General features: G+C 38.6%; 20 protein-coding genes. 9 read left to right on the top strand and 11 right to left on the bottom strand.

All coding sequences use genetic code 11. From position 1 onward, the window contains the following. Positions 1-30 precede the first annotated feature (30 nt). Together addA and rexB are read right to left on the bottom strand one after the other, a co-directional pair. On the bottom strand, positions 31-3681 hold the full coding sequence (gene addA, locus QM382_RS02265; protein WP_414272289.1) for a helicase-exonuclease AddAB subunit AddA: 3651 nt from the start codon (positions 3679-3681) through the stop codon (positions 31-33). Then, positions 3678-6929 (bottom strand): ATP-dependent nuclease subunit B, encoded by a 3252-nt coding sequence (gene rexB, locus QM382_RS02260; RefSeq protein ID WP_414272288.1) that lies wholly within the window; start codon positions 6927-6929, stop codon positions 3678-3680. The genes addA and rexB overlap by 4 nt, the downstream gene beginning before the upstream one ends. 116 nt (positions 6930-7045) lie before the next feature. Between rexB and QM382_RS02255 the strand changes: the two genes are divergently transcribed. Continuing rightward, the gene (locus QM382_RS02255) at positions 7046-7855 is read left to right on the top strand and encodes a Cof-type HAD-IIB family hydrolase (protein WP_414272287.1); all 810 of its coding nucleotides are present in this window, start codon (positions 7046-7048) and stop codon (positions 7853-7855) included. Positions 7856-7903: 48 nt separating this feature from the next. On the opposite strand, the gene QM382_RS02250 is transcribed toward QM382_RS02255, so the two are convergent. The 6 genes from QM382_RS02250 to glmU form a co-directional block, all read right to left on the bottom strand. Next, the gene (locus QM382_RS02250; RefSeq protein WP_414272286.1) at positions 7904-8164 is read right to left on the bottom strand and encodes a SemiSWEET family transporter; all 261 of its coding nucleotides are present in this window, start codon (positions 8162-8164) and stop codon (positions 7904-7906) included. A 165-nt stretch (positions 8165-8329) separates the two neighbouring features. Then, positions 8330-10618, bottom strand: coding sequence for a DNA helicase PcrA (pcrA, locus tag QM382_RS02245; protein WP_414272285.1), 2289 nt, complete (start codon positions 10616-10618; stop codon positions 8330-8332). A 120-nt stretch (positions 10619-10738) separates the two neighbouring features. Then, the gene (locus tag QM382_RS02240; RefSeq protein WP_414253672.1) at positions 10739-11434 is read right to left on the bottom strand and encodes a 5'-methylthioadenosine/adenosylhomocysteine nucleosidase; all 696 of its coding nucleotides are present in this window, start codon (positions 11432-11434) and stop codon (positions 10739-10741) included. 10 nt (positions 11435-11444) lie between these two features. After that, positions 11445-11756, bottom strand: coding sequence for a cell wall synthase accessory phosphoprotein MacP (gene macP / locus QM382_RS02235; protein WP_414272284.1), 312 nt, complete (start codon positions 11754-11756; stop codon positions 11445-11447). A gap of 11 nt (positions 11757-11767) precedes the next feature. Continuing rightward, positions 11768-12313 carry an NUDIX hydrolase gene (locus QM382_RS02230; protein ID WP_414272283.1) on the bottom strand — a complete coding sequence of 182 codons (546 nt, stop codon included), beginning with the start codon at positions 12311-12313 and terminating at the stop codon, positions 11768-11770. 9 nt (positions 12314-12322) lie between these two features. Beyond that, complete coding sequence (glmU, locus tag QM382_RS02225; RefSeq protein ID WP_414272282.1) at positions 12323-13702, bottom strand: bifunctional UDP-N-acetylglucosamine diphosphorylase/glucosamine-1-phosphate N-acetyltransferase GlmU; 1380 nt, start codon at positions 13700-13702, stop codon at positions 12323-12325. A 157-nt stretch (positions 13703-13859) separates the two neighbouring features. Between glmU and QM382_RS02220 the strand changes: the two genes are divergently transcribed. From QM382_RS02220 to lysS, 5 genes are all read left to right on the top strand, one after another. Beyond that, the gene (locus QM382_RS02220; RefSeq protein WP_303406710.1) at positions 13860-14660 is read left to right on the top strand and encodes a glycoside hydrolase family 25 protein; all 801 of its coding nucleotides are present in this window, start codon (positions 13860-13862) and stop codon (positions 14658-14660) included. Positions 14661-14765: 105 nt separating this feature from the next. Next, positions 14766-15608, top strand: a complete 843-nt coding sequence (locus tag QM382_RS02215; protein WP_414272281.1) for a DUF368 domain-containing protein — start codon at positions 14766-14768, stop codon at positions 15606-15608. Beyond that, positions 15608-16093 (top strand): aminoacyl-tRNA deacylase, encoded by a 486-nt coding sequence (locus tag QM382_RS02210; RefSeq protein ID WP_414272280.1) that lies wholly within the window; start codon positions 15608-15610, stop codon positions 16091-16093. Before QM382_RS02215 ends, QM382_RS02210 begins: the two co-directional genes overlap by 1 nt. Beyond that, the gene (locus tag QM382_RS02205; protein ID WP_414272279.1) at positions 16090-16716 is read left to right on the top strand and encodes a histidine phosphatase family protein; all 627 of its coding nucleotides are present in this window, start codon (positions 16090-16092) and stop codon (positions 16714-16716) included. Before QM382_RS02210 ends, QM382_RS02205 begins: the two co-directional genes overlap by 4 nt. A gap of 132 nt (positions 16717-16848) precedes the next feature. Beyond that, positions 16849-18339 carry a lysine--tRNA ligase gene (gene lysS / locus QM382_RS02200; protein ID WP_414272278.1) on the top strand — a complete coding sequence of 497 codons (1491 nt, stop codon included), beginning with the start codon at positions 16849-16851 and terminating at the stop codon, positions 18337-18339. Between the two features lie 83 nt (positions 18340-18422). Here the strand turns inward: lysS and QM382_RS02195 are convergent, their stop codons facing one another. Next, on the bottom strand, positions 18423-20093 hold the full coding sequence (locus tag QM382_RS02195) for a formate--tetrahydrofolate ligase (protein WP_414272277.1): 1671 nt from the start codon (positions 20091-20093) through the stop codon (positions 18423-18425). A gap of 233 nt (positions 20094-20326) precedes the next feature. Between QM382_RS02195 and coaB the strand changes: the two genes are divergently transcribed. Genes coaB through QM382_RS02180 form a run of 3 tightly spaced genes read left to right on the top strand, consistent with a single transcriptional unit; the run spans position 20327 to position 22126 of the window. Beyond that, complete coding sequence (gene coaB / locus QM382_RS02190) at positions 20327-21013, top strand: phosphopantothenate--cysteine ligase (protein ID WP_414259053.1); 687 nt, start codon at positions 20327-20329, stop codon at positions 21011-21013. Between the two features lie 14 nt (positions 21014-21027). Continuing rightward, on the top strand, positions 21028-21579 hold the full coding sequence (gene coaC, locus QM382_RS02185) for a phosphopantothenoylcysteine decarboxylase (protein WP_414272276.1): 552 nt from the start codon (positions 21028-21030) through the stop codon (positions 21577-21579). Further along, on the top strand, positions 21563-22126 hold the full coding sequence (locus QM382_RS02180) for an ECF transporter S component (protein WP_178894976.1): 564 nt from the start codon (positions 21563-21565) through the stop codon (positions 22124-22126). The genes coaC and QM382_RS02180 overlap by 17 nt, the downstream gene beginning before the upstream one ends. Positions 22127-22161: 35 nt before the next feature. Here the strand turns inward: QM382_RS02180 and udk are convergent, their stop codons facing one another. Then, positions 22162-22800: a uridine kinase gene (udk, locus tag QM382_RS02175; RefSeq protein WP_004253618.1), complete on the bottom strand. Its 639-nt coding sequence runs from the start codon at positions 22798-22800 to the stop codon at positions 22162-22164. A gap of 120 nt (positions 22801-22920) precedes the next feature. Continuing rightward, positions 22921-24654 (bottom strand): phosphoenolpyruvate--protein phosphotransferase, encoded by a 1734-nt coding sequence (ptsP, locus tag QM382_RS02170; protein ID WP_414272460.1) that lies wholly within the window; start codon positions 24652-24654, stop codon positions 22921-22923. Positions 24655-24658: the final 4 nt, after the last annotated feature.

The following is a 24658-nucleotide window of genomic DNA, read 5'->3' as shown; positions in this document are numbered from 1 at the left end:
ACTGCCATTAAGGCAATAGTTTTTACAAGATTAGTTAACTGCGACCACCTCAACCATATCTTTGCCAAGTAAGATTAAATATTTTTCAACTTGATCTATTTGGTAAGAACGAGACAAGGCTTCTGCATATAGAGATAATTGACCTCTATAACGTTCAATCAGTTGACTTGGATATTCATAATGGTCTGTCTTGTAGTCAAAGAGAACAATCTTATCATCGTAAAGGAGATAACCATCTAAAATCCCACGAACAACAAAGTCTTCCTGACTCTTAGCATCTTTTTTTAACATAGAGAAGGGTTGTTCTCGATAAAGTTTATCTTGATTTGCAAGAATCTCTTGACCAAGAGCTGTATCAAAGAAAGATAAAATTTTGTCTAGATTAACTTTATCTTTAACAGCTGAAGTTGCCTGAACTTGCTCCAAGGCTTCTGTCAAGGTTTCCAAAGTGGGTTTCTTAGCGAGATTAATTCGTTGCATCAATTCATGAGTAGCACTACCAATTTCAGCTCCAGTGACTTCTTCTGTCTTGGAGAAGTCTGGAAGTTCAAACTGAATAATAGTTTCTTTTGGTTTAGATTGACCAGCTACTACTACACCTTCCATATCCATGACTGGTTCATAAAACTTCTTAATCTGGCTTGGGGTCTGAACACTCGGAAGATTAATCGCTGCACGGTGGATTTCATTATACACTTCCACCTCTTTCAGCATTTGTAAAACTTCCCTAATGGTATCAGACTGACGGTTGCTTGCCTGAGAAAGATCTTGGAGCTGGCTTTTATTTTCCAATTCTCCGATAGCTTCTTCTGTCAGTTGTTCTTCACCCTCGAAACGAACACTAAAGTGTAAGTCCTCTTTAGAAAAAGCTTGATAGATGGCCCAAATCCAGTCCTGGAAATTACTAGCATCTAGTCTCGTTTCTCGAGTCAAAAGACCTTTTCCATTTGTCAGATATTCTTTAGACTCTAACTTTTCGCGAGATCCTTTTCCAACTAGATAAAGTTTTTTCTCAGCACGAGTCGTGGCTACATACAGTAAACGCATTAACTCAGAATAGCTTGCTAATTGGAGTTCTTCCTCATTTTGAGTATAAGTCAAACTTGGGATGGATAACTTAATCGTAGATGGAAGATATTCCTCTTTTGCATTTGTAGCTACTCTAGCAATATACTTGAGACCAAGGCCATTTTTACGACTTAGGATAACTTCAGACATGGAATCTTGCTTGTTAAATTGCTGATCAATATTGAGAATAAAGACATAAGGGAACTCAAGCCCCTTACTCTTATGAATACTCATAAGCTCCACAGCATCCTTAGGTGGAGCAACAGTGACACTGGCAAGGTCGTGCTTGGCTTCCAAGACTTGATCAATCATAGTTATGAAACGTGATAAGCCTTTAAAATTACTCTTTTCAAACTGGTCAGCACGTAGTGCTAGGGCATAGAGGTTGGCCTGTCTAGCCTGACCATTTGGTAAAGCACCAACATAATCATAGTAGAAACGTTCGCTATAGATTTTCCAAATAAGGTCATAAAGCGAATGCGTTTTTGAGAACAAACGCCAAGAATTAATAGTTTCCAAGAAAAGGTTAAGCTTTTTATAGAGTTCAGACTTGATTAAATCCTTATGGAGGCTAGTTTGTGCTTGAGCATTAACAAGTTTTTCATAAAAATTCTCTAGAACCTTATCCTCAGAATTTTGAAGAGCTAGACGAGCCAATTCATCTTCATCAAAGCTAAACATAGGAGACTTCATGAGAGCTACTAATGCGAAGTCTTGCAGAGGATTATGGATGACACGAAGAGTATCCAACATAACCTGCACTTCTAAAGATTGCAAATAATTGTTTTGAGCGCCATCAGTTTTAACTGGTATCCCATATTCCGACAAAGCAAGTAAAACCTGGTCATTCCGACTTCTGCTGGCAGTCAAGAGAGCAATGTCATTGAAAGGAACCCCTCTATCATTATGAAGATGCAATATCTCCTTAATGACCATTCGCATTTCACCAGTCAGTTTGTTGGTCGAAAAATCTTTCTCTTCCTTAGAATCACCATCGACATCCTTATCATACAAAAGAACTTCTGCCTTGTTTTCTGGATCTGGGTGTAAATCAGTATTTCCGAAAACAAGTTGATGCATGCCGTCATAAGAAATCTCTCCAACTTCCTCATCCATGAGATGCTTAAAGACGTCATTGGTAGCATTTAGTACTTCTGAACTACTACGGAAGTTTTCCTTGAGCAGTATTAACTGACCTTCTTCACTATCTTGAGCAAAACTATGGAATTTCTCATTGAAGATTTGGGGATCTGCCTGTCTAAAACGATAAATAGACTGCTTGATATCTCCCACCATAAAACGATTATAGCCGTTTGAGAGGAGCTCCAACATTCTTTCCTGGATATGGTTGGTATCTTGGTACTCATCGACCATGACTTCGTGGAAGCGTTCCTGATACTCTTTTCGAACTTGAGGGAAGTTTTCCAGAATCTCAATAGTATAGTGACTAATATCCGCAAATTCGAAGGCATTTTCTTCACGTTTACGCTTTCGATAGGCATCAACAAAATCACTCATGAAAACTTGAAAAGTCTTTGCTAAGTCCCAAGACTCTTGATGATATTTTTCCTGGAATTTCAATAAAGTAATTTGATCATTTAGTGCAATTAGCTTTTCAAACTTGTCTTTTCTCTCTTGGTTGTACGCTTCTTTCAGTTCTAGGAGTTCAGCCTTGCGACTAGCATTTGTGAGAGCACGGCCACCCTTATCTTTAGAAATACTCACAACTCGCTCTAGAACTTCTTGATATTGACTAAAAGTAGATTCGTTTGTTAAAGCTCCAATTTCATCAAGAACTTGTCGGACAGCTTCTAAGTAGGCTGCTTTCCCAAATTCCTTAGCATCATTCTCTAGATGGTAACAGAAGAAACTTTCCAAATCCCAGAGTTTCTCCTTTATATCGTCTACAAGGTTTTCTTTAGCAACTGTAAAATCAGCCTTTTCAAAACCTTTTAGGAAAGATTCCTCTAGCCAAGCCTGAGGATTGCTAGTAGATTGCAAAAAATCATAAATCATATAGACCTGTTTACGTAGTCCACGCGCATCTTTACTCCTACCAGCAAAGTTCTTGACCAATCGACTAAAATCATCTTTCTCCTTGTCTTGGTAATGACTTTCAAAAACTTGTCGAAAAACCTCATTTTTTAAGAGAAGTTGTTCACTTTCATTCTCAAGAATCCGAAAGTTTGGGGCGAGGTCAATCAGATAACCATGTTTAGCCAGGAACTTCTGAGTAAAAGAGTCCATAGTTCCGATGGCAGCGTTTGGTAAATCAGCTAATTGTCTTCCAAGATGTTTTTTTAGCTCCAAATTTTGAGTCTCTTGGATTTGTTGGCTGATTTTCTTTTCCAAGCGTTCTTTTAACTCGGTGGCTGCCTTTACCGTAAAGGTTGAAATAAAGAGTTGGCGAATTTCTACTCCACGCGCTAGTTGATCAAGAATTCGTTCAGCCATGACAAAGGTTTTTCCTGAGCCAGCTGATGCTGAAACCAGAATGTTTTTACCAGAACTGTAGATAGCTTGAATTTGCTCAGCGGTTTTCTTTGGTTTCTTGTCAGAATGAGCTTCTGCTACTTGCAACTCTTCAACCTCTTCTTGGGATAAAAATTTCATCGTTCCAACTCCTCTCTAATTTTATTAAACCAAGCTTCCTTGTCATTACTCTTAGCAACCTTATCTAAGAATCTAGCTTGACCTAGATGGTAATTGGCTTCAAATCCTGTAATAGCTTGATATTGTTGAACATATGGGGTAATACTTCTTCCGTCTTCTGTGTATGGATTGATAGCAAATTGGCCAGATAAAATCTTCTCTGCTGCCTTTTTGTAGATAAGGGCGTTGTAGTCCAGTAATAACTGGAATTCCTCATCAGACAACTGATAGGTCTTGTTTTTATTGTAAAGTTCCCCAAGGTTCGTTATCTCTTTTTCGAGAAATAGCCCTTGATATTTCATACTCTTAGTCGTTTCTGCTAAAGCCTTTGAAAGAGTTTTATTGGCTTGTAAGGACTGAATCGGTTCAGCCATCACTAAATACATAGCTCCAAAGAAATCTTTATTTCCTTCTTTCTTAAGAGCAGCCAAGTATGTTGGCAATTGTGAGTTTAGACCGTTAAAAAAGAGAGGAAAGTTAAATTGAGTTAGAGAAGATTTGTAGTCTACAACACCAATAGCTTCACTGGTCTTTAATCGATCGATACGGTCAACTTTCCCACGGACATAGACATTTCTGCCGTTATCTAACTGAACAAAGGCTTGTTCCTTGCCACCAAAGACTGCCTCTTCTTGAATCGTTTCAATCTCAGAATTGTGACGAAGGATGCGACCTGTTGCACGCGCAACATCCAAAAGAACTTCCTTGGTGAATTGAGCTTCTAAACTTTCTTGATAAATAGCTTGAAACTCTCTTTCCTGACTAGTTTCAGAAATGGCTTGTTCTAAACGTCGGTCAAAAGATTCATTAGTTGGAAGTTTCATTGCTCGTTCAAAAATACGATGCAAGAAATTCCCGTGACTTCGTGCATCAGGACGGAGACGCAATTCTTCCTGCAAGCCTAAGACATAACGAAGGTAATAACTATATTCATTTCGATAAAACTCCGTTAATCCCGAAGTTGATAGATAAAAATCTTGGTTTTGAGGATACAAGGCATCTAAAGTATCTGCTGCTAAAGTCTTACTTCGTGGACTTGTAGGCAGGACTGGATTTTCTAAACCTTGGTCTTCCAACTTTCTCCCCATAACACGAGCTAAAACTTTAACAAAGGTTAAGTCTTGTTCACTTGTCTCCATCTCACCTTGCTGATGATAGGCAACAAGACTAGACAAAAGACTGTGATAAGAACCAATATCATCCTTTGATAGGTTTTTTCGATCAATTCTCTTTTCAATCTTGCTAAAACCAAAATCCTGTAATTCTTTCAGATAAACCGACTCTTTACTCTCATTTTCATTGAGTAAACTTGGCGCTGATAAGACTAATTGCTTCTTAGCAGAGTTGACCAAAGAAAGCATGGTGTAGCGATTTTTCTTGAGGTTTTCTTGACTTGCAATCAGTAATTGAGAACCTTCTTGGGTTGCTCGGTTCAGCACTTCCCTTTCTTCATCGCTCAATAAACTAGTGTTTTGAGCAATTTTAGGCAAGTGATCTTGAGTTAAGCCAAGTGCATAGATGTAATCAGCTGTCAAAGGCGCAATCAAATCATAACTTTGCACCAGAACAGTATCTACCGTTGCTGGGATCGTACGATAATTTGATAAGGACATTCCTGAATGAAGAAGAGCCAAGAAATCATCCAAAGTGACCTGAGAACTTTCAAATACAGTTGCAAATTGCTCCATGACATGACAAAAAGCCTTCCAGACCTCCTCTTGTCTTTCTTGTTCCGCCACTTCCATTGTTGCAGAGAAGATTTGCAGTTGCTTAGTCACAAAGGAATCCTTCAAAAAGTTCTTCCATTTTGCAAGGATATTTTCAGACTTTTGTTTACGACTGGATAATAGAGTTTCTAGTGGGCTTACAATGCGAACACGAAGCTCATTTAATTTGACCAAATCAAATTTTTCACGATGATTTTTTGTAAACTCTTGTTTAAAACTAGAGAGACCATCAATGCCTAGATAACGAAGATATTGCTCAAAACTATCGATTTCCTCTTGACTAAGGTCGGTATATAAGCCGGTTCGTAAGAGATTAATCAAATCTTCCTGACGGAAATAGTAACGTTTGAGACGTCCGATGGATTCTACGAATTGAGACAAAGGATGATGAGCCATAGACTCACTCTTACCCAAATAGAAGGGAATCTGATATTGATTAAAAATTGTCTGCAAGGACAGTTTATAGGACTCTACATCTCCTAGTAGAATACGAAAATTCTTATAACTCAGTTCTGGTTCTTGGTGCAATTTCTGGCGAATGCTGCGAGCAACTAGCTCCAGCTCTTCTTTTTGTGTCAGACAAGACCAGATTTGCAAGTCTTCTCTATCCTTAGCATCCACTTCCAAACTGATTTCAGAATAATCATAAGCACTTTCCAGTAATTTTGAAGCCTTGGCAAAAGCATCAACATTTTTATGTTCTTGACATGCGTCTTCTGCCTTGGTCTGATATTTAAAAGCTAACTGACGTAAAAACTCAACACTGGCTTGATAGAGGTTGCCTTCAATAAAAGGACTTGTATAAGCTTTTTTAGTCGCATAAACACCAATAACAATCTCAACACCCTTACGATAAAGTAGATCCACTAGGTGTTCCTCTTCCGCAGAAAAACGAGTAAAACCATCAATGACTAAGGCAATCTGACTAAAATCACTGCTTACTTTATTTTCTTCGATAGCATTGATCAGATAGGTTAATGGACTCCCTTGCGAAACTTGACATTGATTGAGATAAGCTGCTACCTTTTCAAAAATCAAGAGTAAATCAAAACGTTTATCAGCGTCAGATAGACTTTCTAAATCCAAAAAGCTCATCTTCGCAGTTGTCATTTCATGATAAATCTCAATCAGTTGTTCGATGAATTGCGGATCTTGCTTAATAGCCCCGTAAACACGCAAATCCTTAGCGTCTATCTCAGACAAACATTTATAGAAAGCCATACCAAGACCGATATCATCGAGACTTGACCTCTCAGGAATATCATTTAAAACCAGATAACGAGCCATTTGAGCGAAGCGCGTGACTGTGATAGCAAAAGAAGCCTGCTGACTCAAGCACTCCAGCACGGCACGTTCCTTTTCAAAAGAAAGAGAGTTAGGGGCGATATAAAAGACTCGTTTTCCTTGGTCAACTAGTCCTTGAGCCTCCTTGGTTAGGATTTCTGTCAAAGAAGTCCGAATATCGGTATAAAGTAGTTTCATCTCTGCCTCGTTTGTTAATTCATTACCTCTTATTATACCATGATTTAACAGAAGATTCTGTCTCTGATTTCCAAAATATGCTATAATATAGGCAAAACACGTGAAAAGGAAATACTATGATTAAACTACTTGCTCTGGATATGGATGGAACTCTACTAAATGAATCCAAGGAAATTCCTCAAGCTCATATTGATGCCATTCATAAGGCTATTGACAAAGGCGTCAAACTGGTTCTCTGTACTGGTCGTCCTCTCTTTGGAGTTCTTCCCTACTACAAGAAACTCGGTCTTGATTTGCAAAATGAATACGTTATTGTCAATAATGGTTGTTCTACCCACCAAACCAGTGACTGGAGCCTTGTTGACTGGCGGGAACTTAGTAAATCTGACATCGAATACCTGAATGACCTTGCTGAAAAGAGTGAGGTTCAGTTAACTCTCTTTGATGAAGAGCACTACTTCGTTCTTGGAGGTAAACCAAATCCTATCGTTCAATATGATGCCACACTTGTTTTTGCTGACCTGACTGAAATCTCACTGGAAGAAGCTACTAGTGGTAAATATCGTATGTTCCAGGGAATGTTTTTAGGGACAAAAGAACAAACAGATGACTTTGAACAACGATTTGCTGATGAACTTTGTCAGAGATTTAGCGGTGTTCGATCTCAACCAGTTATTTATGAAGCAATGCCACTCGGTACAACCAAGGCTTCTGCTCTTTCTCGTTTGGCTGAGATTTTAGATATCCAACCTTCTGAAATCATGGCTATGGGTGATGCCAATAACGACATTGAGATGTTAGAGTTTGCTGGGCTGGGGATCGCCATGGGAAATGCCAGCGACCACGTCAAATCTCTCGCAGATGCTGTAACTGCCAGCAATGAAGAAGACGGCGTTGCACGCGCTATTGAGAAATATATTTTGTAGATATATAAAAAGCAACTAACAGATAACTCTGCTAATTGCTTTTTATTTTTAGAATATTGCTGTCAATGCGGTAATAAGTCCAAAAACGATACCTGGTGCATTAGCTGCTGCCAAAGGAATATCACGTTCTTTTTTAAAGAGACCGTAGTAAACCCAGAGACTGCAGTTAATTGCAGCTACTGCTGGTTGGATAAAGTTTCCTTTTTGACCCGCAAGGTTGTTCATAATTTGTGGAATATATGAGATATACATCATAACAGACATAAAGGTTGCAATCCAACCCAAAGTTTTCATTTGTTTTTCAGTCATTTTCTTCCCCTTTCAAAGACATTTTTAATTATACACTATTTTTTAAGATAGTGAAGTTTAAAAAGCTATTTGTTAAAAACTTGTAAACTATCACAATCTTGTGATAAGAGCATCAAAAAATTCCCTCTTGCCATTTCAAAAGGGAATCATATTCATTTAGAAAACTTACTTCTTCTCAATCGGTGCTACACTAGCCAAAAGTTTTTTCAGACCGACTTCTGGGAAATTGATTTTCAATTCCTGAGTTGATCCGCTACCTGAAACTTCAAGGACAGTTCCTTCACCCCATTTTTTATGAAGAGCAATATCTCCGATAGACCAGCTAGTTTCACTAGATGACGATTTATTATTAGATGCAAATTGTCCAAATGGTAAACCGCTTGATTGGATCGATGTAGGAGCAGCATTCCGCTTTCGTTCTTGAAGAGCCTGAGCCAGACTCACTCCTTGCCCAAATGTAGTACCACCACTACTGTATGATGCTTTAAAACTTGTATTAGCTGGACGAGCCAAACCTTGATAGGTCAACAAATCTGAACTAATCTCGTTGATAAAACGGGTCGGACGATTGTAACTTGTACGTCCGAAAAGTAAGCGAGAGTTTGCGTTGGTCAGATAGAGAATCTTCTCAGCGCGCGTGATACCTACATAGGCCAAACGACGTTCCTCTTCTAATTCATCAGGATCTTCAGAGGCACGACTAAGAGGAAATACATTCTCCTCCATACCAATAATAAAGACAACTGGAAACTCGAGTCCTTTGGCAGAGTGTAAGGTCATTAAGGTTACTTCTGACGTCTCCTGACTGCCTGAGTCCGTATCTGCAATTAAGGCAAGATCATTCAGGAAACGACTCAGTTTATCTAGTCCTGTTTCCTCTTCTTGGCTTTCAGGATTGTCATCAAAGTTTTTGGTAACAGATAAGAATTCCTCGATATTTTCAACCCGAGCCTTACTTTCCAAGGTTGCTTGTGCATTTAGAATATCAACGTAACCTGTTTTTTCAAGGACAGCCTCAACCAACTCTGTAATGGTTAATTGGTCCAGTTGCTCCCTCAAATCAAGAATCATATTGGCAAAGTCCCAGATCGACTGGGCTGCCTTACCCTTAATTCCTGATAACATGATATTGGCTGAAGCATCCAGCATGGACATCTCTTGTAGGTTAGCAAAGTCGCGAATCTTCTCAACAGTTCCTGGTCCAATGCCACGCTTTGGTTCATTGATGATACGCTCAAAACTGATATTGTCACTTAGGTTGGCAATGAGATTGAGGTAAGCAATGATATCACGGATTTCTTTTCGGCTGTAGAACTTGGTACCACCAACCATGGTATAAGGAATATTAGACTTGAGCAGAGCTTCCTCAATAGTACGTGACTGGGCATTGGTACGGTAAAGCACTGCAAAGTCTTTGTGTAGGAAGTTTTGACTACGACCAAGTTCATCGATGGTTTTGGCTACAAAAACAGCCTCGTCTTGTTCATCATTAGCACGATAATAGACAATTTGTTCGCCATCTGCATTTTGAGTCCATAGGTTCTTAGGACGGCGATTTTTATTGTTCTTAATAACGTCATTAGCTGCTTGGAGAATGGTTTTGGTTGAGCGATAGTTTTCCTCCAACAAAACAACCTTGGCTTGAGGGTAATCTTTTTCAAAATCAAGGATATTCTGCATATCAGCGCCACGCCAACCGTAAATAGACTGGTCTGCATCCCCAACTACACAGATATTTTTGAAGCGAGAAGCCAACAGTTTGACCAGTTGATACTGGGCATGGTTGGTATCTTGGTACTCATCAACATGGATGTACTGGAACTTTTGCTGGTAGTATGTCAAGACATCTGGATTCTGATCAAAAAGTCGCAGCGTCAACATGATCAAATCATCAAAGTCTACAGATTCAGATTGACGAAGTTCCTTTTGGTATGCAGTATAACATTTAGCCACAATATCAGTATACAAGTCTTCTGCTTGAGCAGCGTAAGCAACATCGTCAATCAGGTCATTCTTAGCATTAGAAATGGTCCCCAAAATAGAGCGTTCATTCCATTTTTTAGGATCCAAGTTTAACTGCTTTAAGATACGCTTCATCAGGGTTCGTTGCTCACTTGGATCAATGATAGTAAAATTACGATTGTAACCGATATGATCCGCATCACGACGTAAGATACGAACACACATAGAGTGAAAGGTCGCAATCAAACAATCCTGGGTAGCTGGATTTAAACCATAGGCACGCTCCTTCATTTCACGAGCGGCCTTATTGGTAAAAGTAATAGCTAGGATATTCCATGGATTGACCATCTTTTCATCAATCAAGTAAGCAATACGATGGGTCAAAACTCGTGTTTTCCCAGAACCAGCCCCCGCCATAATAAGCAAGGGACCTTCTGTAGTCTGTACCGCTTCTGCTTGGCGGTCATTCATACCGTTTAATAAAGGATTCATTTTCTCTTCCTATTCTTCAAATCAATGTTTCTATTATATCAAAAAAGACAAAAAATAACTTTAACTGAGACAAGCTTCTATTTCCAATAAAAAAGAACACTTGCTAGTGTTCTTTAGATTTTAATTATGAATTGTTTCTAGGAGAGTTAGAAGGGCTTGTGCTGAGCGACGTCCAGCTTCTACGATAAATTCATCAAATGAAATAGAAGCTTCGTGATTCGCATTATCACTCATGGCACGGACAACTAAGAAAGGTAGATTCAGCGCGTGAGCTGCTTGAGCGATAGCCGCTCCTTCCATCTCAACCGCAAGCACCTGAGGAAAATGTTCTTTTATAGCTTTAATCTTATCTTCACCCGCAATAAAACTATCACCGGTCGCAATCAAACCTATATGCCATTTTTGGTTAAGTTTAGATAAACTCTCTTGAATCATACTGACAAACTTCTTGTCAGATTCGAAATAGAGTGGTTGTTGGGCCATTTGACCGTATTCATACCCAAAAGCAGTCACATCAACATCATGATAAGCTAGCTTATCAGCAATCACTACATCACCGACTTCGATCCCTTCTGCTAAAGCTCCAGCTGAACCAGTGTTGATGACAGCATCTACTTTAAAGTGGTCGGCTAGGATTGCTACACTCATTGCAGACATAACTTTACCAATTCCACTCTCGACCAAGACAAGCTCGACTGAACCAATTTTTCCTGTATGATACTTATTTCCTAATACCGCCTCTTCTTGAGCATTTTCTAAATGTTGAATTAGATAAACTAGCTCTTCTGGCATAGCTGCTATAATTCCTATTTTCATGACATTCCCCTTAAATAAATCTCATTGCTAAAACTAGCAAAATCAAGAGAAGAATAACAGAAAATAGAATCTTATTCAGTTTTGAGTTAAAGACATTTCTCTTTGTATTTTCAATTCTACGACTTTTATGGATTTGCGGTTCAACCTCAATCGTTAGGGTATCTTGACTAAATCCATGATCACTTGAACGTGAAGCTCTATAATGTTGGGATGAAGTAGATAATATCTTTGTCTCTTGATCATCCACTAAAGTAGGACCAGAGATATCTTCACCACGATTTGCACGCTCGATTATTTCGTCTGTTAATAAAGGTTTTCCCATAGGTTCCTCCCCTATTTTTCTTGTAATTCCCAGTACTGGATAGCCATGATAGTCTTGGCATCACAAATATCACCAGACTGGATTAGTTGTTTAGCTTCATCAAGACTAACTTCAAGTAATTCTAAAGTTTCATCTTCATCCTGTGGACGTGGATTTTTAACCTTTGTCAAATCACTTGCCAAATAAAGTTTTAATCGCTCATTACAGAAACCAATAGCAGAATAGAAATCATACAAAAGAGTTAGTTTTCCAGTGTAGGCAGCTTCTTCTTCCAATTCGCGAAGGGCTGCCGCTTCAGGATCAGCATTTTCTCCAATTTCTAGTTTACCTGCAGGAATTTCAACAGAAACTTTTTCAATCGCCTTGCGATATTGCTTGACTAGAACAATCTTATTTTCTGGAGTAACTGCAAGAACACATACTGCACCATTATGGAAAATCAAATCACGTTGAGCTGTCCCTTTTCCATTAGGAAGTTCAACCTGATCTTGTACCAATTGGAAAATAGGACCTTTATAGATTTCTCTACGGCTGAGTGTTTTCTCTTCAAATTCCATGGTTAGCTCCTATTTGTTTTTAGGATGGTGAGGAAGACGAGTTGCGTATTCATCCTTATTAACTTGACGACCTCGCCCAATCGCAATTGCATCTGCTGGGACATCTTTAGTAATCGTTGAACCTGCGCCAACAAGAGAGTTATCTCCTAGTTCAACAGGAGCAATGATGGTTGAATTAGAACCAACAAAGACATTGTTGCCGATGACTGTCTTGAATTTATTTTTCCCATCATAGTTCACTGTTATAGTGCCAGCACCAAAGTTGACGTCACTACCAACTTCACAGTTACCAATGTATGTCAAATGGCCAGCTTTTGTATTTTCTCCAATGCTAGAACCTTTCACCTCAACAAAGTTTCCAATATGAACATCTTTTGCCAGGCTAGAACCTGGACGAATATGAGCGTAAGGTCCGACTGTAACACCATCAGCAACTGTGCTCTCCTCAATCATAGAGTTGGTAATCACTGTACCTGAACCGATAGTACTATCGACAATATAAGTTCCATTCGTCAAAATAGTCTCAGCACCAATCTTACTAGAACCTTTGAGGGTTACATTAGCTTCAATTTGTACATCTGGAGCAATTTCAACATCAATATCAATATAAGTCGCTTCTGGATTTACAAAACTAACGCCATTAACCATGTGAGCTTGGTTAATACGACGACGCATAACAGCTTCGGCTGTGGCGAGCGCTACACGATCATTGACTCCAAGGCTTTCATCAAAGTCTTTAAGAGTATAGGCTCCGACTTTTTCACCAGCTTCACGGAAAATACCAATCACGTCTGTAATATAGTATTCGCCTTGAGCGTTATTGGTATTGATGTTTTTAAGAGCTTCAAAGAGACGAGCATTATCAAAAACGTAAGTTCCTGTATTGATTTCTTTGATTTGCTTTTCAAAATCAGTCGCATCTTTTTGCTCAACAATTCTTAATACTTCAGCATTATCATTGCGAACAATACGTCCATAACCAAACGGATTTTCAGCTTCTGCCGTAAGGATAGTGGCTACATTCTTGTGATTCACATGAAAATCAATCAAGCTTTTCAAACTTTCACCAGTAATGAGTGGTGTGTCACCAGCAATAACCAATGTTTGTCCGGAAAGGCCCTCAAGAATTGGCTCAGCCATCATAACCGCATGACCTGTTCCTAGTTGTTCAGACTGTCTCACAAAGTCAGTTTGACCAGCTAACACTTGCTCTACAAGCTCAGCCTTATGTCCAACAACTGTAACAGTTTTTTCAGGGTTAATTGCGCCAACGCTACGAAAAACATGCTCAAGCATTGAAATTCCCGCAACCTTGTGCATAACTTTCGGTAAATCTGATTTCATACGGGTACCCTTACCCGCTGCTAAAATAATTGCAAAATTTGCCATATTTTTCTCTTTTCTATAGAAATTCTTTATTATTATACCACAATTTACTTCACGATACACAAATTTGTTGACCTCAACCTAATGCTAATGACTGTCACTACTCCGTTTTGAGTAAATTTTTTGATTTTTTTTATAAATTACGATAAACTATAGAAGTATGAGAAAAAAAATTCGCCCAGCTTTTATAGTTATTATATTTGCTGCTTTTATAGGACTCTTGATTCTCAATCGTCCACGATTCGAAGAACATCCTGTAAAAACCAAACAAAATCCAGTTCAAATAGAAACACAAGCTCTACATAACTTGGATAAGCCTATCATCGATATCTCTGGTTGGCAGAGACCATCGGAAATCAATTACGATATTTTATCTCAAAATATCTCTGGTGTCATTGTTCGAGTCCACGGAGGAAATCAGATTACCACTGAGAACGATGCATCTTATACAAACGGTATTGATAAAGCTTATAAAAGTCATATTGCTGAGTTTCAAAAGAGAAATGTTCCAGTTGCTGTATATGCCTATGTATCTGGAAAAAGTGTAGAGGATATGGAAAAGGCTGCTGAATCATTTTATAATTCAGCTTCGCCGTACAACCCAAGTTACTATTGGTTAGACGTTGAAGAAAAAACAATGTCAGATATGAACCAAGGAGTTGAGGCATTCCGTGCTAAGTTAAAATCACTTGGTGCTAAAAATATTGGTATATACATTGGTGTGTACTTCATGGAAGAACATAGTATCAGTACAGATAAGTTTTCTGCTATTTGGATTCCATCCTACGGACTTGACTCAGGCTACTTTGAAAGTTCACCAAATACAGACCTTGACTTTGATCTTCATCAATACACCTCAAAGGGTAAACTGGTTGGATTTGAACACCATCTAGACCTAAATCTTATTTCTTTGTCAAAAGATAAGCAAGAGACGTTTAGAAAATTATTCTTAAAACCTTAAATTTATTTAGCAAGCCAGATATTACTTCTGCTTGCTTTTTTATTTCTCTTACTTTGTGATATAATACAAGAAGAGAATTTTAGAGAATAAATACGGAGAGAGTTTATGTTATCTTGGATTTCAAAAATAATTAAAGGTATTGTTATCGCACTTGGTTTTATTTTACCAGGTATTTCTGGTGGAGTCTTGGCAGCTATTTTGGGTATCTATGAGAGAATGATTCGTTTTCTTGCCCATCCATTTAAAAACCTAAAAGAAGATACTCTTTATTTCTTACCTGTTGCTATCGGTATGTTACTAGGTATTGGGCTATTTTCTTATCCAATTGAGTACTTACTAGAGCATTATCAAGTTTATGTTTTATGGAGTTTTGCGGGTGCTATTATTGGTACAGTCCCTAGTCTTGTAAAAGAGGCTACTCAAGATTCTGAAAGAGACAAAGTCGATCTTATCTGGTTTTGGGTGACCTTTATTGTTTCTGGAATTGGTCTTTACGCTTTAAACTTTGTGGTTGGTTCACTAAACGCAAGTTTCACAAGTTTTATCCTAGCTGGTGCTCTTCTTGCTCTAGGTATTTTAGTTCCAGGATTGAGCCCCTCAAATCTTCTCTTGATTTTAGGTCTCTATACCCCAATGTTAACTGGATTTAAAACTTTTGATTTATTTGGCACCTTCCTTCCAATAGGAATTGGAGCTGCTGCTACTCTTATTATTTTTTCAAAATTGATGGACTACGCTCTTCGAGAGTATCACTCTCGTGTTTATCACTTCATCATTGCAATCGTTCTTTCAAGTACACTCTTGATATTGATTCCAAATGCGGGTAATGCTGAAAGCATTAACTACAGTGGTTTATCTCTTGTGTCTTATGTGATTGTTGCCTTCTTTTTTGCTCTTGGCATTTGGTTAGGTATCTGGATGAGTCAGTTGGAGGATAAATACAAATAATGGTTAAGAAAGTTAAAGTTAAAAAAACCTTAGTAGAGCAAATTTTGACTAAGGCAGGTGTTGACCATCAAGGTATTCAAATCAATGCTTTAGAAGGAGAACTTCCTTCTGGTTATGATAGAAATCATATCTTTAAGACCTTAGCATTATTGGGTGATAAGACTGGTCCGGTAATAGGAATTGTTCCTATCACCAAACACCTTTCTGAAAAGAAATTAGCAAAGATTTCTGGGAATAAAAAAGTTGCCATGATTCCTCAAAAGGATTTAGAAAAAACGACTGGATATATCCATGGAGCTAATAACCCTGTAGGTATCCGTCAAAAACACAACTACCCTATTTTTATTGATGAAACAGCTTTAGAATTGGAAAAATTGATTGTCTCTGCTGGCGAGGTCGGACACAGTATCATCATCGCACCTAAAGATCTGGCAAACTATGTAAAAGCCAACTTTGTAGACATCTTGGAGGAAAGTAACTCATGAAACTTTACTTTGTCCGCCATGGTCGAACAGTCTGGAATCTAGAAGGTCGTTTTCAAGGTGCAGGCGGAGATTCACCACTTCTTCCTGAATCTATTGAAACTTTAAAAGACCTGGGCCGGTATCTTAAAGATATCCCTTTTGACAAGATCTATTCGAGTGATTTACCAAGAGCGGTAAAATCAGCTGAGATTATCCAAAGTCAACTGACAAATCCTTGTCCTTTAGAAAGTGTTCCTGAACTCAGAGAATGGCACCTCGGTAAACTGGAAGGTCTAAAAATTGCGACTTTAAATGCTATCTACCCTCAGCAAATTCAAGCCTTTAAAACAAACTTAGCTAAGTTTGATACTCGCATGTTTGAAGCTGAATCACTTTACACTACAACTCAGCGCACCATCCAATTTATCAAGTCCTTAAAAAATTCTAAGGCAGAGCACCTATTACTAGTCGGTCATGGAGCGAACCTTACTGCTAGTCTTCGAACGCTTATAGGCTATCAGGAAGCTCTGCTTCGTAAAGATGGAGGCTTAGCCAATGCTAGTCTGACGATTATAGAAACAGATGACTTTGAAACATTTACTCTAAAGACTTGGAATGATACTTCTTATCAGAAAAATAATTGAACTTGATATAAATAGTCAAGTTCTTTTTAGTTTTTATAGAATATCCGTGAATTTCTTGACTATTTATGATAAAATGGAGTATCGTGAAAAATTGATTTATTATTTCAAAATTGATTAAATTAGGAGGAACTCATGTCAACAGAACATATGGAAGAATTGAATGACCAGCAGATCGTTCGCCGCGAAAAAATGGCAGCTCTTCGTGAACAAGGAATTGATCCTTTCGGGAAACGTTTTGAACGTACTGCTAACTCTCAAGAACTAAAAGATAAATTTGCTGACCTTGATAAAGAACAACTACATGAATTAAACGAAACTGCTACTATTGCTGGACGTTTAGTAACAAAACGTGGAAAAGGGAAAGTTGGTTTTGCTCACCTTCAAGACCGTGAAGGTCAAATCCAAATCTACGTTCGTAAAGATGAAGTTGGTGAAGAAAACTACGAAATCTTCAAAAAAGCTGACCTCGGAGACTTCCTTGGTGTCGAAGGTGAAGTCATGCGTACCGATATGGGAGAACTCTCTATTAAGGCTACACACATCACTCACTTGTCTAAAGCCCTTCGTCCGCTTCCAGAAAAATTCCACGGTTTAACAGACGTTGAAACCATTTATCGTAAACGTTACTTGGATTTGATTTCTAATCGCGAAAGCTTTGAACGCTTTGTTACTCGTTCAAAAATCATTTCTGAAATCCGTCGTTACTTAGACCAAAAAGGTTTCCTAGAAGTTGAAACACCTGTTCTTCACAACGAAGCTGGTGGTGCTGCTGCTCGTCCGTTTATCACTCACCACAATGCCCAAAACATTGACATGGTGCTTCGTATCGCGACTGAGCTTCACTTGAAACGACTTATTGTCGGTGGTATGGAACGTGTTTACGAAATCGGACGTATCTTCCGTAACGAAGGTATGGACGCTACACACAACCCTGAGTTCACTTCTATCGAGGTTTACCAAGCTTATGCAGACTTCCAAGATATCATGGACTTGACTGAAGGTATTATTCAACACGTTGCAAAAGCTGTTAAAGGCGACGCTCCAGTTATCTATCAAGGAACTGAGATAAAACTTAACGAACCATTTAAACGTGTACACATGGTGGATGCCATTAAGGAGATCACAGGGGTTGATTTCTGGAAAGATATGACTTTCGAAGAAGCTAAAGCTATCGCAGCTGAGAAGAAAGTTCCAGTTGAAAAACACTACACAGAAGTTGGTCATATCATCAATGCTTTCTTTGAAGAATTTGTCGAAGAAACTTTAATCCAACCAACATTTGTCTATGGTCACCCAGTAGCTGTATCACCACTTGCTAAGAAAAATCCTGAAGATGAACGTTTCACCGACCGTTTCGAACTCTTTATCATGACCAAAGAATACGGAAATGCTTTCACTGAGCTCAACGATCCAATCGATCAGCTTAGCCGATTTGAAGCCCAGGCTAAAGCAAAAGAACTTGGTGACGATGAAGCGACTGGTATTGACTATGACTACATTGAAGCCCTTGAATATGGTATGCCACCAACAGGTGGTTTGGGAATCGGTATCGACCGTCTCTGCATGCTACTCACTGATACTACTACTATCCGTGATGTACTTCTTTTCCCAACTATGAAATAAAAACTAAACTCCTAGATGATTTCTAGGAGTTTTTTGTAGTTAAAAAGACAACCTTATCAAAGAGGTTGTCTTTTGTGTTTGAATTAGAATAGACCTAAAACAGTTCCATCACTTTCAACATCCATGTTGAGAGCGGCAGGTCGTTTTGGAAGTCCTGGCATGGTCATGACATCACCAGTTAAGGCAACGATGAAGCCTGCACCAAGTTTTGGTACCAATTCACGAATGGTAATTTCAAAGTTTTCAGGTGCTCCAAGTGCATTTGGATTATCTGAGAAACTGTACTGAGTCTTAGCCATACAGATTGGCAATTTATCCCAGCCATTTTGAACGATTTGAGCAATTTGGGTTTTAGCTTTCTTCTCAAAGTTTACTTTGCTACCACGATAGATTTCAGTGACAATCTTTTCAATCTTTTCTTGAACAGAAAGGTCGTTGTCATAGAGACGTGTATAGTTAGCTGGGTTTTCGTCAATTGTTTTGACGAGAGTTTCAGCCAGAGCCACTCCTCCTTCAGCTCCATCAGCCCATACGCTAGCTAATTCAACTGGAACATCGATTGAAGCACAAAGTTCTTTCAAAGCTGCGATTTCCGCTTCTGTATCAGAAACAAATTCATTGATAGCAACAACCGCTGGAATACCGAACTTACGAATATTTTCAACGTGGCGTTTCAAGTTTGCAAATCCAGCACGTACTGCTTCCACATTTTCCTCTGTCAGAGCATCTTTAGCAACTCCACCATTCATTTTAAGGGCACGAAGAGTTGCTACAATGACTACTGCACTTGGAGCTGTTGGCAAGTTTGGAGTCTTGATATCCAGGAACTTCTCTGCACCAAGATCTGCACCAAATCCAGCTTCTGTTACAGTATAATCAGCTAAACGAAGAGCTGTTTTTGTCGCCAATACAGAGTTACATCCGTGAGCAATATTGGCAAATGGGCCACCGTGTACGAATGCAGGTGTACCATAAATTGTTTGAACCAAGTTGGGTTTAATAGCATCTTTCAAAATCAATGCCAAGGCACCTTCAACCTGTAAATCACCAACTGAAACTGGTGTGCGATCATAACGGTAGCCGATAACGATATTAGCCAAACGACGTTTCAAATCTTCAATATCAGTTGCCAAGCAAAGGATAGCCATGATCTCTGAAGCCACGGTAATATCAAATCCATCTTCACGTGGAATACCATTAAGCGGGCCACCAAGACCAACAGTTACATGGCGAAGAGCACGGTCATTCAAGTCAACAACACGTTTCCAGAGAATACGACGTTGATCGATTCCTAGCTCATTTCCTTGGTGTAAGTGATTGTCAATCAAGGCAGAGAGAGCATTGTTTGCAGTTGTGATTGCGTGCATATCACCAGTAAAGTGAAGGTTAATGTCTTCCATTGGTAACACTTGGGCATAACCACCACCAGCTGCACCACCTTTAATCCCCATGACAGGACCAAGAGAAGGTTCGCGGATGGCAATCATAGTTTTCTTACCAATCTTATTCAAAGCATCAGCAAGACCAATGGTAATGGTTGATTTCCCTTCACCTGCTGGAGTTGGGTTGATAGCTGTAACCAAAATTAACTTACCAACTGGATTTGCCTCAACCTCACGAATCTTATTAAAGCTTAGTTTAGCCTTGTACTTTCCATACAACTCCAAATCATCGTATGAAATACCGAGTTTCTCAACAACATCAACGATCGGTTTTAACTCAATACTCTGTGCAATTTCAATATCTGTTTTCATAAAAAACTCCTATAGCCTCTAATGTGTTAATTCATTATATCATAAAACAAGATTTTTAACAGTCATTATGATTAGTAACGTTCGTGAATATCGCTAAATAACAGACTTTCTTTATCTCTATCTAAATTTTTATATGCCTTTATAGATTTTAACTATGGATTAACATCCTATTTCCGACCCTTGTTATATCACTTTCATTTTACTTAATGCTCATTTTTTTGTACAATAGTTCTATGAAAATTTTAGTTACTTCTGGCGGTACTAGCGAAGCAATTGATAATGTTCGTTCAATAACCAACCACTCTTCTGGTAGACTAGGTAAGATTATAACCGAAACTCTTCTAGCGGCTGGTTATGAAGTTTGTTTGATTACCACTCTTCAGGCAGTTAAGCCAGTTAGTCATCCAAACTTAACCATCATCGAAATTAAAAATACAGTTGATTTGCTACAAGTCATGAAAGATAAGGCAATGGATTACCAGGTATTAATCCATTCTATGGCTGTATCAGATTACACTCCTGTCTATATGACTGGATTTGGTGAGGTTAAAGCTAGTCAAGATTTAACAGAGTTTTTAGATAAGAAAAATCAGGAAACCAAAATCTCATCTAAGGAAGACGTCCAGGTTCTATTTCTCAAGAAGAATCCAAAAATCATATCTCTTGTTAAAGAATGGAATCCTAAGATTCACCTGATAGGATTTAAATTACTGGTTGATGTCAGTCAGGAACATCTGATTCAAGTTGCTCAGGAAAGTCTTGAAAAGAACCAAGCTGATTTAATTGTCGCAAACGACCTTACTCAGATTAGTAGCGACCAACATAAGGCTTACTTAGTTGAAAAAAATTCTTTCCAAACTGCTATGAGTAAACAAGAAATTGCTGATTTACTTCTCGAGAAAATCAAAAGCTATGACTAAAAGAAAGGAATATTATGGCCCGTATTACACTCGCTATTACTGGATCTATTGCCGCATATAAGACAGTTGACCTAGTTAGTTCTTTGAAAAAACAGGGGCATTCTGTTACTGTTCTTATGACTCAGTCAGCAACAGCATTTATTCAGCCATTAACTTTACAAGTACTATCACAAAATACTGTACATCTCGATGTCATGCAGGAACCTTTTCCAGATCAAGTGAATCACATTCAAATAGGAAAAGAAACAGATTTATTTATCGTAGTTCCTGCGACAGCCAATACAATTGCTAAATTAGCTCACGGGTTTGCTGACAATATGGTGACTGCTACTGCTCTTGCTTTGCCACACTTTGTACCCAAACTATTGGCTCCAGCTATGAACACAAAGATGTATGACCACCCTGCGACCCAAGCTAATCTTAAAACTTTAGAAGATTATGGTTATACAATTATTTCTCCTAAAGATTCGCTACTAGCTTGTGGTGATATCGGTCGTGGCGCTCTCGCTGATCTTGAAAGAATTTTACAACAAATAAAGGATAAACTTCATGAACAAACGCTCTAATATTGCACCAATCGCTATCTTTTTTGCCAGTATGATTGTTATTCATTTACTGAGCTCAATCCTATTTAACGTGCTGCCCTTTCCTATTAAACCAACTATCGTCCACATTCCAGTAATTATTGCAAGTATTATCTATGGACCAAGAATTGGCGCAACATTAGGTTTCTTAATGGGAATGATTAGCTTGACTGTAAATACTCTCACAATTCTTCCAACCAGCTATCTCTTCTCACCTTTTGTACCTAATGGTAACCTATATTCAGTTGTGATTGCAATTGTCCCACGTATCTTGATCGGTTTGACACCTTATTTCGTTTATAAACTGCTAAAGGGAAAAGCCGGACTCATCTTCGCAGGTGCACTTGGCTCACTGACTAATACAGTATTTGTCTTAGGTGGTATCTTCTTCCTCTTTGGTAATGTTTTTGATGGAAATATTCAAAAACTATTAGCGACTGTTATCTCTACAAATTCGATAGCAGAATTAATTATCTCAGCTATTTTAACTCTCGCTATTGTTCCAAAACTTGAAAAAATTAAACAATAAAAACTGTATCAATAGATACAGTCTTTTTTTATTTATTACTGGGCTAAACGAGCTTCTTCTAAAATCTTTTCAATCTTAGTAGTCAGTAAATCAATAGCTACAGTATTGGTTACACCTTCAGGTATCACAATATCAGCATAGCGTTTAGTAGGCTCAATAAACTGATGATACATAGGTTTTACGACTCCAAGGTATTGATCAATGACGCTGTCTAAACTACGACCACGTTCTTCCATATCGCGTTTAATACGACGGATGATACGAACATCATCATCAGTGTCCACAAAAATCTTGATATCCATCAAATCACGAAGACGTTTGTCTTCCAAAACCAAGATTCCTTCTACGATAAATACGTCTTGAGGTTCTTGGCGATAGGTTTTCGAGCTTCTTGTATGGGCCGCATAATCATAGGTAGGAATATCAACAGGACGCCCTGCCAACAATTCCTTAATTTGCGCAATCATCAAGTCAGTATCAAAAGCAAAAGGATGGTCATAATTAGTCTTAATACGTTCTTCAAAGGTTAAATGAGATTGATCTTTATAGTAGGAATCATGCTCAATCATGGCAATTTTTTCGTTGGGAAAATGCGATAAAATTGCTTTAGAAACACTGGTTTTTCCTCCACCAGATCCCCCTGTTACTCCGATAATGATTGGTCTGTTTTGCATAGTTGCCTCCGTATTTTTCCTTTGTCTATTTTACCATATTTTTAGAAAATTTTACAGGTGGACTTTTGAAATTATCGTACAAAAAACCTTGTAGTTTAGTTCTACAAGGTTTTAATGTTTTTAATCAAAGTTAACGTATTCTTTAGAAAGTTCAAGAACTTCTTCCATTGTTGAACATTCAGTAAGAGCACGGTTAGCGTATTCTTGCATCTTAGATGTGTCAAGTTTCTTCATCAAGCTACGTGTACGAAGTACTGAAGTAGCTGACATAGAGAACTCATCCAAGCCCATTCCGACAAGAAGTGGAACAGCAGTTTGGTCACCAGCCATTTCACCACACATACCAGCCCATTTACCTTCAGCGTGAGCTGCTTTGATTACGTTGTTAATCAAACGAAGGATCGATGGGTTATATGGTTGGTAAAGGTATGAAACTTGTTCGTTCATACGGTCAGCAGCCATTGTGTATTGGATCAAGTCGTTTGTACCGATTGAGAAGAAATCAACTTCTTTAGCAAATTGGTCTGCAAGCATAGCTGCAGCAGGAATTTCAATCATGATACCAACTTGGATATCATCCGCAACAGCAACACCTTCAGCAACCAATTTTGCTTTTTCTTCTTCAAGAATAGCTTTAGCAGTACGGAACTCTTTCAACAAAGCAACCATTGGGAACATGATACGCAATTTACCGTGAACAGATGCACGAAGCAATGCACGCAATTGTGTACGGAACATTTGGTTACCAGTTTCAGAGATAGAGATACGCAAAGCACGGTAACCCAAGAATGGGTTCATTTCTTTAGGAAGATCGAAGTAAGGAAGTTCTTTATCCCCACCGATATCCATTGTACGAACGACAACAGGTTTACCGTTCATACCTTCAAGAACTGCTTTGTAAGCTTCGTATTGGTCGTCTTCCGTTGGGAAATCTTGAGAATCCATGTACAAGAATTCTGTACGGTAGAGACCAACAGCTTCAGCACCATTTTCGTTCACACCTTCAACGTCTTTAGGTGTACCGATATTAGCTGCCAACTCAAAGTGTTTACCATCTGCAGTAACAGTTTTAGCATCTTTCAAAAGAGCCCATTCAGCTTTTTGTTTAGCGTAAGCTTCACCAGCTGCTTTGAATTCTGCAATTTGTTCTTCAGTTGGGTTGATAACAACTTCACCTGAAATACCTGAAACAGCCAAAACGTCACCATCTTTTACAAGTTCAGTGATGTTGTTTGTACCCAATACAGCAGCTATTTCAAGTGTACGAGCCATGATAGCTGAGTGGCTTGTACGTCCACCAATGTTTGTTACAAAAGCTTTTACAAAGTTTTTGTCCAATTGAGCAGTATCAGACGGAGTCAAGTCGTGCGCAATCACAATCACTTCTTCATTGATTGAAGCTGGGTTTGGCAATTTCTTGCCAAGAAGATTTGCCAAAACACGTTTGGTAACGTCGCGAATATCCGCTGCACGTTCTTGCATGTATGGGTTGTCTTCCATTCCTTCGAAGATAGTGATAAACATGTCTGTAACTTCTTTCAGACCTGCTTCTGCATTTACTTTCTTTGCACGAATTGTTTCTTTAATCTGACCGATCAATTCAGGGTCAGCAAGAACCATCAAGTGAGCGTCAAATACTTGCGCCGCTTCTTCACCAAGCGTACCTACAGCCTTCTCGCGGATAAGAGAAAGCTCGTTTTGAGAAGCTTCAAGAGCAACATCCAAACGAGCCTCTTCTGCATTTGTATCTTCGACTGTAATAGTCTCGAATGATAAATCCGGTTGAACGAGTAGATATGCTTTAGCAACTGCAACACCATCAGATGCTGCGATTCCTTTAAGCATTTCTGTCATATCC

Source organism: Streptococcus infantis, from assembly GCF_047465185.1.
Lineage (GTDB): Bacteria > Bacillota > Bacilli > Lactobacillales > Streptococcaceae > Streptococcus > Streptococcus infantis_O.
Note: the sequence above shows the minus strand (reverse complement) of the source record. Positions and strands in the feature narration are given on the sequence as shown.

Coding starts and splice junctions, on each gene's coding strand:
- QM382_RS02180 (WP_178894976.1), top strand. CDS start 21,563: ATGAACAAACGCTCTAATATTGCACCAATCGCTATCTTTTTTGCCAGT.
- pcrA (WP_414272285.1), bottom strand. CDS start 10,618: ATGAATCCTTTATTAAACGGTATGAATGACCGCCAAGCAGAAGCGGTA.
- QM382_RS02255 (WP_414272287.1), top strand. CDS start 7,046: ATGATTAAACTACTTGCTCTGGATATGGATGGAACTCTACTAAATGAA.
- QM382_RS02210 (WP_414272280.1), top strand. CDS start 15,608: ATGGTTAAGAAAGTTAAAGTTAAAAAAACCTTAGTAGAGCAAATTTTG.
- macP (WP_414272284.1), bottom strand. CDS start 11,756: ATGGGAAAACCTTTATTAACAGACGAAATAATCGAGCGTGCAAATCGT.
- udk (WP_004253618.1), bottom strand. CDS start 22,800: ATGCAAAACAGACCAATCATTATCGGAGTAACAGGGGGATCTGGTGGA.
- QM382_RS02240 (WP_414253672.1), bottom strand. CDS start 11,434: ATGAAAATAGGAATTATAGCAGCTATGCCAGAAGAGCTAGTTTATCTA.
- QM382_RS02195 (WP_414272277.1), bottom strand. CDS start 20,093: ATGAAAACAGATATTGAAATTGCACAGAGTATTGAGTTAAAACCGATC.
- lysS (WP_414272278.1), top strand. CDS start 16,849: ATGTCAACAGAACATATGGAAGAATTGAATGACCAGCAGATCGTTCGC.
- addA (WP_414272289.1), bottom strand. CDS start 3,681: ATGAAATTTTTATCCCAAGAAGAGGTTGAAGAGTTGCAAGTAGCAGAA.
- QM382_RS02205 (WP_414272279.1), top strand. CDS start 16,090: ATGAAACTTTACTTTGTCCGCCATGGTCGAACAGTCTGGAATCTAGAA.
- QM382_RS02215 (WP_414272281.1), top strand. CDS start 14,766: ATGTTATCTTGGATTTCAAAAATAATTAAAGGTATTGTTATCGCACTT.
- coaC (WP_414272276.1), top strand. CDS start 21,028: ATGGCCCGTATTACACTCGCTATTACTGGATCTATTGCCGCATATAAG.
- QM382_RS02230 (WP_414272283.1), bottom strand. CDS start 12,313: ATGGAATTTGAAGAGAAAACACTCAGCCGTAGAGAAATCTATAAAGGT.
- QM382_RS02220 (WP_303406710.1), top strand. CDS start 13,860: ATGAGAAAAAAAATTCGCCCAGCTTTTATAGTTATTATATTTGCTGCT.
- glmU (WP_414272282.1), bottom strand. CDS start 13,702: ATGGCAAATTTTGCAATTATTTTAGCAGCGGGTAAGGGTACCCGTATG.
- ptsP (WP_414272460.1), bottom strand. CDS start 24,654: ATGACAGAAATGCTTAAAGGAATCGCAGCATCTGATGGTGTTGCAGTT.
- coaB (WP_414259053.1), top strand. CDS start 20,327: ATGAAAATTTTAGTTACTTCTGGCGGTACTAGCGAAGCAATTGATAAT.
- QM382_RS02250 (WP_414272286.1), bottom strand. CDS start 8,164: ATGACTGAAAAACAAATGAAAACTTTGGGTTGGATTGCAACCTTTATG.
- rexB (WP_414272288.1), bottom strand. CDS start 6,929: ATGAAACTACTTTATACCGATATTCGGACTTCTTTGACAGAAATCCTA.